The sequence below is a fragment of the Amycolatopsis kentuckyensis genome, assembly GCF_002155975.1.
Taxonomy (GTDB): Bacteria; Actinomycetota; Actinomycetes; order Mycobacteriales; family Pseudonocardiaceae; genus Amycolatopsis; species Amycolatopsis kentuckyensis.
Genome location: NZ_MUMI01000283.1, coordinates 39,815 through 46,654 on the forward strand (window position 1 = coordinate 39,815; position 6,840 = coordinate 46,654).

At 71.8% G+C, this 6,840-nt stretch carries 10 protein-coding genes; 5 read left to right on the forward strand and 5 right to left on the reverse strand.

Annotation, left to right across the window (positions count from 1 at the left end):
- Positions 1-6: 6 nt before the first annotated feature.
- Positions 7-708: a response regulator transcription factor gene (locus tag CCN39_RS26745; RefSeq protein ID WP_086846485.1), complete on the forward strand. Its 702-nt coding sequence runs from the start codon at positions 7-9 to the stop codon at positions 706-708.
- Positions 705-1,754, forward strand: a complete 1,050-nt coding sequence (locus CCN39_RS26750) for a sensor histidine kinase (RefSeq protein WP_086846487.1) — start codon at positions 705-707, stop codon at positions 1,752-1,754. The genes CCN39_RS26745 and CCN39_RS26750 overlap by 4 nt, the downstream gene beginning before the upstream one ends.
- Before the next feature lie 24 nt (positions 1,755-1,778).
- On the opposite strand, the gene CCN39_RS26755 is transcribed toward CCN39_RS26750, so the two are convergent.
- Positions 1,779-2,837, reverse strand: a complete 1,059-nt coding sequence (locus CCN39_RS26755; RefSeq protein WP_167455187.1) for an NAD-dependent epimerase/dehydratase family protein — start codon at positions 2,835-2,837, stop codon at positions 1,779-1,781.
- Positions 2,838-2,960: 123 nt separating this feature from the next.
- On the opposite strand from CCN39_RS26755, the gene CCN39_RS26760 reads away from it, so the two are divergent.
- Entirely contained in the window at positions 2,961-3,461 is a 501-nt protein-coding gene (locus tag CCN39_RS26760) for a MogA/MoaB family molybdenum cofactor biosynthesis protein (RefSeq protein ID WP_013230045.1), read from the forward strand.
- Between the two features lie 190 nt (positions 3,462-3,651).
- Positions 3,652-3,822, forward strand: coding sequence for a hypothetical protein (locus tag CCN39_RS26765; RefSeq protein ID WP_086846490.1), 171 nt, complete (start codon positions 3,652-3,654; stop codon positions 3,820-3,822).
- A 5-nt stretch (positions 3,823-3,827) separates the two neighbouring features.
- Here the strand turns inward: CCN39_RS26765 and mscL are convergent, their stop codons facing one another.
- From mscL to CCN39_RS26785, 4 genes are all read right to left on the reverse strand, one after another.
- A complete protein-coding gene (gene mscL, locus CCN39_RS26770) occupies positions 3,828-4,247 on the reverse strand; it encodes a large-conductance mechanosensitive channel protein MscL (RefSeq protein ID WP_086846492.1) in 420 nt (139 codons plus the stop codon).
- Between the two features lie 62 nt (positions 4,248-4,309).
- Positions 4,310-4,927 carry an SAF domain-containing protein gene (locus tag CCN39_RS26775; protein ID WP_086846494.1) on the reverse strand — a complete coding sequence of 206 codons (618 nt, stop codon included), beginning with the start codon at positions 4,925-4,927 and terminating at the stop codon, positions 4,310-4,312.
- Between the two features lie 130 nt (positions 4,928-5,057).
- On the reverse strand, positions 5,058-5,357 hold the full coding sequence (locus CCN39_RS26780) for an FmdB family zinc ribbon protein (RefSeq protein WP_086846497.1): 300 nt from the start codon (positions 5,355-5,357) through the stop codon (positions 5,058-5,060).
- An 86-nt stretch (positions 5,358-5,443) separates the two neighbouring features.
- Positions 5,444-6,034 (reverse strand): 5-formyltetrahydrofolate cyclo-ligase, encoded by a 591-nt coding sequence (locus tag CCN39_RS26785; protein WP_086846499.1) that lies wholly within the window; start codon positions 6,032-6,034, stop codon positions 5,444-5,446.
- A 24-nt stretch (positions 6,035-6,058) separates the two neighbouring features.
- On the opposite strand from CCN39_RS26785, the gene CCN39_RS26790 reads away from it, so the two are divergent.
- A partial coding sequence (locus tag CCN39_RS26790) for a UTP--glucose-1-phosphate uridylyltransferase (RefSeq protein ID WP_086846501.1) occupies positions 6,059-6,840 on the forward strand: 782 nt, incomplete at its 3' end.

The window sequence follows — 6,840 nt, forward strand, 5'->3', positions numbered from 1 at the left end:
GACGTGATGAGCGATCAGACCGGGCACGTGCTCGTGGTCGACGACGACGAGACGGTCCGCGACGTCGTCCGCCGCTACCTCGAGGTGGCCGGGTTCACCGTCGACATGGCCGGCGACGGCGCCGAGGGCCTGGCCCGGTTCGCCGCCCACGAGCCCGACCTGGTCGTCCTCGACGTCATGATGCCCGGGATCAACGGCCTCGAGGTGTGCCGGCGGCTGCGTCAGGTGAGCCAGGTGCCGATCGTCATGCTCACCGCCCTCGGCGAGGAGGAGAACCGCATTGCCGGGCTCCAGCTCGGCGCCGACGACTACGTGACCAAACCGTTCAGCCCCAAGGAACTCGCCCTCCGCGTCGCCTCGGTGCTGCGCCGCGCCCGGATGCCACGCCCGGAGCCGGCCGCCGCCGAGCTCGTGGACGGCGACCTGCGCCTGCAGATGAAGGCACGGACCGCGACCCGCGGCGGCCGCGAACTGCCGCTCACCACCCGCGAGTTCGACCTGCTGGCGTTCTTCCTCGCCCACCCGGGTGTCGCCTACTCGCGCGCGGACCTGCTCGAGAAGGTGTGGAGCTGGGACTTCGGCGATCAGTCCACAGTGACCGTCCACGTGCGACGGTTGCGCGAGAAGATCGAGCGCGACCCGGCCAAGCCGACCCGGGTGGCGACCGTGTGGGGCGTCGGCTACCGCTACGACCGGGAGCAGCCGTGATCGGCTCGGGCGAATCCTTCCCGGAGATGCTGACGCACCTCTGGCACATCCTGCCGTTCGCGCTGCTGTTCTCGCTGCCGGTCGCGGCGCTGGGCGGGGTGGCGCTGTACGTCCTGCGCCGCGGTTCGCTGACCACCACGCTCTCGGTGCTGGTGCTGATCCCGGTGCTCGCCACGCTGGTCGGCGTCCTGGGGATCAGCGGGTTCATGTTCACCCCGGCCCTGACCACGATGCTCCTGGTTTGCCTGCTCGTCGCGCTGGTCACCGTGCCCGCGGCGATCATCCTCGGCCGGGCGATCGCGCGCCGCAGTGTGTGGGAACGCGAGGCGCGCGAGCGGGAACGCGCCGCCGAGGCGTCGCGGCGCGAACTGGTCGCCTGGATCAGCCACGACCTGCGCAGCCCGCTGGCCGGCATCCAGGCGATGGCCGAAGCGCTGGCGGACGGCGTGGTGTCCGAACGCAACGAGGTCGCCGACTACGCCCAGCGGATCGGCGGCGAAACCCGGCGGCTCTCCGCGATGGTCGGCGACCTGTTCGAGCTCTCGCGGATCACTGCGGGCGCCCTGGAGCTCACGATGTCCGCGGTGCCGCTGCGGGACGTCGTGAGCGACGCTGTCGCCGCCCAGTCGCCAGTCGCCCAGCGGAAGCGGGTGCGGGTGCTCGCGAACGCCTCGACCTGGCCGGTGGTGACCGGCAGCGACCCGGAACTGGCCCGGATCGTGCGGAACCTGGTCTCCAACGCGATCCGGCACACCCCGCCCGACGGGACGGTGGCGGTGCAGATCGGCGTCGACGGCAACGAGGCGCTGCTCGCGGTCGACGACTCCTGCGGCGGCATCCCGGACGACGAGATCACCCGGGTGTTCGACGTGGCCTTCCGCGGGACGCAGGCGCGGACGCCCGAGCGCGGGGGGACGACCAGCGGGGGCGGGCTCGGCCTGGCCATCGCCAAGGGGCTGGTCGAGGCTCATCGCGGGCGGATCGGGGTGCAGAACCACGGGCCGGGGTGCCGGTTCGAGGTGCGCCTGCCGCTCGCGATGCCTTAGGCGGCTTGGGGCGTCTTCCCGCGATCAAGGGGAAACCGGTTCCCGGAGTTCGGCCGTGGCAAAGTCGGCGATGCCCTCCGCGAAGCCGACTTCCGCGGTGAAGCCGAGCAGCTCGCGGGCGCGGGCCGGGTCGGCCACCACGTGGCGGACGTCGGCCGGACGGGCGCCGCCGACGATCTTCGGTGCCGGGCCGTTGCAGGCGCGGGCCAGCTCCTCCGCCAGTTCGCCCACCGTGTGCGGGGTGCCAGAGCAGACGTTGACCGGCGTCAGGTCGCCTGGGCCAGCTGTCCTGAGGGCCAGGACGTTCGCCCTGGCCACGTCGTGGACGTGAACGAAGTCGCGCTGCTGGCGGCCGTCCTCCAGGACCTCGGGGGCCTCGCCGCGGGCCAGCGCCGACCGGAAGAGGGACGCGACTCCCGCGTACGGCGTGTTCTGGGGCATTCGAGGGCCGTAGACGTTGTGGTAGCGCATGGCCCACACCGTGCCGCCCGTCTGGCGGGCCCACGCGCCCGCCAGGTGTTCCTGGGCCAGCTTCGTCGCCGCGTACGTGCTGCGGGGGTTCAACGGCGCGTCCTCGGGGACCAGTTGCCAGCTCAGCTCCGTTCCGCACGACGGGCAGCGCGGCTCGAACCGGCTCGCGTCCACATCGGACCGGCGGCGGGGCGAGGGTGCCACCACGCCGTGGTCTGGGCAGGCGTAGCGGCCTTCGCCGTAGACGACCATCGACGAGGCCAGGACCAGCTTCCGGACGCCGGCGGCGTGCATGCCGGCCAGGAGCACCGCCGTGCCGTAGTCGTTGTGCAGGGCGTACGACGGCGCGTCGGACGGGTCGATGCCGTGGCCCACCACCGCCGCCTGGTGGCAGACCGCGTCGACGCCGTCCAGCAGCTCCGCGACGATCTCCGCGTCCGTGACGTCGCCGCGCAGGAACCGGTGCCTGCCCGTGTACGGCGGTGGGGTGCGGGAACCGTGGGCCGTGGGGAGGAGGTTGTCCAGCACCACGACCTCGTCGCCGTCTTCGGCCAGGAGGTCGGCGATGTGGGACCCGATGAACCCGGCTCCGCCGGTGACCAGTACGCGCACACCGGCCACGCTAGGGGTCTTCGGCGGAGCCCGCCGACGCTCACCGCGGCACGTCACCGAATCGTCAGAACTCACCCGGAACCTCCCGGCGCCCGGCCGCCGAAACCGGCTACGGTGGGCGCCATGGAACGGAGTGCACAACGGCTGGGCCGGGCCCTCGTGGTCATCGTGGACGATCGCGTGGCGCACGGCGAGCACGAGGACACCACTGGCCCGCTGGTCACGGAGCTGCTCGAAGAAGCCGGCTTCATCGTCGACGGTGTCGTGGTCGTGGAGGCCGAGACCGCGGGTATCCGCAACGCGCTCAACACCGCCGTGATCGGTGGCGCCGACCTGGTGATCACCGTCGGCGGCACCGGTGTGCTGCCGCGTGACCGGACCCCGGACGCCACCGCCGGTGTGCTCGACCGGCCGATCCCGGGCATCAGCGAGGCCATCCGCGCGTCCGGGCTGGCCGCCGGTGCGGTCGACGCCGGGATCTCGCGCGGGCTCGCCGGGGTTTCCGGCAGCACGCTCGTGGTCAACCTGGCCGGGTCGCGGTCCGCGGTGCGGGATGGGATGGCGACGTTGACCTCGCTCGTTCCGCACGTGATCGACGAGCTCTCGGGGCTCGAAGAGGTGTGATTGCCGGTTTCCGGATCGGTGGCGGGGTGATGGGATCTGCTGGCCGAAACCGGGGCTGACGGGCGTGATCGCGGCTGGGCTTCTCGTCGGGTAGTGCCGAGCGGGCGGCTCTCCGACGGCGCCGGGCTGGGCGGCGGCCGGGCTTTGCACTCTGGAGTTGTCAAACACCGCGTCGTGGGAGACTGGGTGGATGGCGGGTGAACAGCGGAAGCCGCGGACCGGCGAGCAGCGCCGCCGGGTCGATGAGATCTTCGGGGACGTTCTGCCCGAGACGACCTCGGACGAGCGCGACCCCGAGCGGCGCACCGGCCTCCCGGATGACTGGTACCGGGAGAACCGGCCACCGCACCACGACCGCTGACCTCGTCAGTCGCGGTCGGTGCCGCGCTGGTGGGTCTGCTGGGCGCGCAGCAGGTCGCGGATCTCGGTCAGCAGCTCCACGTCCGTCGGCTCCGAGGGACCCGGCTCCTGGCCGCGCTTGCGGCGCTCCTGCACCTTCTTGACCGGCATCACGATGACGAAGTAGACCACCGCCGCGACCAGCACGAAGTTGATCGCCGCGTTGATCACGCCGCCGAAGTCCAGGAACGTCGCCTTGTTGTTGTCGAAGATCTGGTATCCGAGGCCGTTGGCGGCGTCGGTGCCGCCGATCGTGCTGATCAGGGGTTTGATCAGGCCGTTGGTGAACGCCGTGACGATCGCCGTGAACGCCGAGCCGATGACCACCGCCACGGCGAGGTCGACGACGTTTCCGCGCATCAGGAAGTCCTTGAAGCCTTTGAACACCTTGCTCTCCTCACGAGCCACGAACCGGAAGGGGACGCCCCGCCCGCGTCGGCGGGCGTGGGCTAGCGGAGAGTAACCGTTACCGGACGCTCCAGTGAAATCGCCGCCACTCTCGTCGCGGCTGCTTCCGGGAGCCGAAGCAGCACCAGCGGCCCCTTCGGCGTGGCCGGCTTCCCGCTCCCGACCGTCACGACCGTCGCCCCGGCGGTCAGTACGGAAGCGGGCGCTCCCTGCTCAGGCGCCGCGACGACGTCGACGCGTTGGCCGGGCTGGAGCAGTTCGGCGACCGCCTCGTCGGCCAGCCGGACCGGCACGGTCGCCGTGCCGGGGACGCCTGGGGCGGGGACCGTGGCCAGCCGGACGTCGGTCAGCGGCTCACCGGCCCGGACGGCGCCCGCCAGCAGGCGTCCGTCGACGGCCTCGAAGGTGCTCAACACGCCCATCGGGCGTGCTTCGCCGGGCAGGTCGGCCAGCCGGACGTCGGCAGCCGTCAGCGCCGCGCCGGAAGGGAGGTCGTGTGCCGCGAGGACGGTCGGTGCGCCTCGCGCGGAACCGGGGTGGACGAGCGACAGCCCGCCCAGGACGAGCAGGCCGACGGCGAGCCAGCGGCGGATGAGCCGGGTCCGCCGGCTCTGCAGCCGGATCGGATGAAGTGCGCGGAGCTTCGGCAGGACGTCCACGGGGCCCCCTCGGCCTGATCGGGTGCGGCGGTGTGCCGCACGAGATCGACGTTAGGGAAGCCGGACGGGCCGCCGGAAGGGCCACGTCCGGCGTCTGTGGACAACCGGGGTGTTGTGGATAACTCCGCGGTCAGGACGCCGCGGCGGCCGTCTTCGTCGTGGTCGAAGAGGAGGATGCCGAGCTCGTGTCGGACTTCGACTCCGTCTTGGTCTCGGTCTTCGCCGGGGCGGCCGCGGTGCTCGACTTGCTCGAGTCACGCGAGTCCGTGCGGTAGAACCCGCTCCCCTTGAAGACGACGCCGACCGAGCTGAAGACCTTGCGCAGCGCCCCGGAGCACTGCGGGCAGACGGTCAGGCTGGGGTCCGAGAACGACTGCACGGCTTCGAACCGGTGGTCGCATTCTTTGCAGGCGTACTGGTACGTAGGCACTGACGGCTCCTTTGCTGGCACTCATCCGACCAGAGTGCCAACCCGATTGTGCTGGAAAACATTCCCCGAAAGCAATTCCAGGTTGCTCACACCGGCAGCTCGACCACGCCTCGACCCGGCGTCAAGGCCCCGGTCATGCGGATGTCGTGGGGCTCCCCGGGCAGCCGTTCGACCAGCTCCTCGTCCCGGACGACGGCCAGCAAGGCGGCGCCGGCCGCGGCGAAACCCAGCGTGCGGTCGTAGTGTCCGGCTCCGCGCCCGAGCCGGACACCCTGCCGATCCACGGCCAGCGCGGGCACCAGCACCAGCTCCGCCGCCCCCACGGCCTCGGTACCCAGGCGTTTCCCGCCCGGCTCGCGGATGCCGCGGAACCGGCTGGGCACCAGGTCGGCCTCGCCCGTGTACTCGGCCCAGTCGAGCGGCTCCGCCCGCGACCGGATGACCGGCAGCAGCACCCGCGCACCGCCGGCCACCAGCACGTCGACGAACGCCGTCGTGCCCGGCTCGGTGCCGAACGGCAGGTACGCGCACACGGTGCCCGCTGTGACCTTCGACACCGCACTGACCAGCGCCGACGCCTCCCTGGCGTGCGATTCGGCTGCCTGCCCCGCCCGGGCCCGTGTCACCCGGTCACGCCACTCCGTCTTGCTCAGGTGCTCATTGCCCAGCGCGTGCATGACCTCACGTTAGGCTCTGCGCCCATGACGGGCGCCGCAACCACCCAGACGTTCAGAACCGCCATCGTGCCTGCCGCCGGCCTCGGGACACGGTTCCTCCCGGCGACGAAGGCCGTGCCCAAGGAGCTCCTGCCGGTGGTGGACACCCCCGGCATCGAGCTGGTCGCCGCGGAGGCCGCCGCCGCCGGCGCGGAACGCCTGGTCATCGTGACCTCGCCGGGCAAGGACGCCGTGGTCCGGTACTTCGAAAAGCAGCCCGAGCTCGAGCAGAACCTCGAGAGCAAGGGCAAGACCGAGCTGCTCGAGAAGGTGCGCCGGGGCTCGGACCTCCTCGCCGTCGAAACCGCCATCCAGGAGCAGGCCCTGGGCCTCGGCCACGCCGTCGCGCAGGCCGAGCCGAACCTGCGCCCGGACGACGAGGCCGTCGCCGTGCTGCTGCCCGACGACCTGGTGCTGCCCACCGGCGTGCTCGGGCGGATGAGCGCGGTCCGCGCCCAGTTCGGCGGCAGCGTGCTCTGCGCGTTCGACATCCCGAAGGCCGAGATCTCCCCGTACGGCGTCTTCGACGTCACCGACACCGATGACGACGACGTCAAGCGCGTGCACGGGATGGTGGAGAAGCCGAAGCCGGAGGACGCGCCGTCGACCTACGCCGCGGCCGGGCGGTACCTGCTCGACCGGGCGATCTTCGACGCACTCAAGCGGATCACCCCGGGCAGCGGCGGCGAGCTGCAGCTGACCGACGCGGTCGCGCTGCTGATCAGCGAAGGACACCCGGTGCACGTCGTCGTCCACCGCGGTGGACG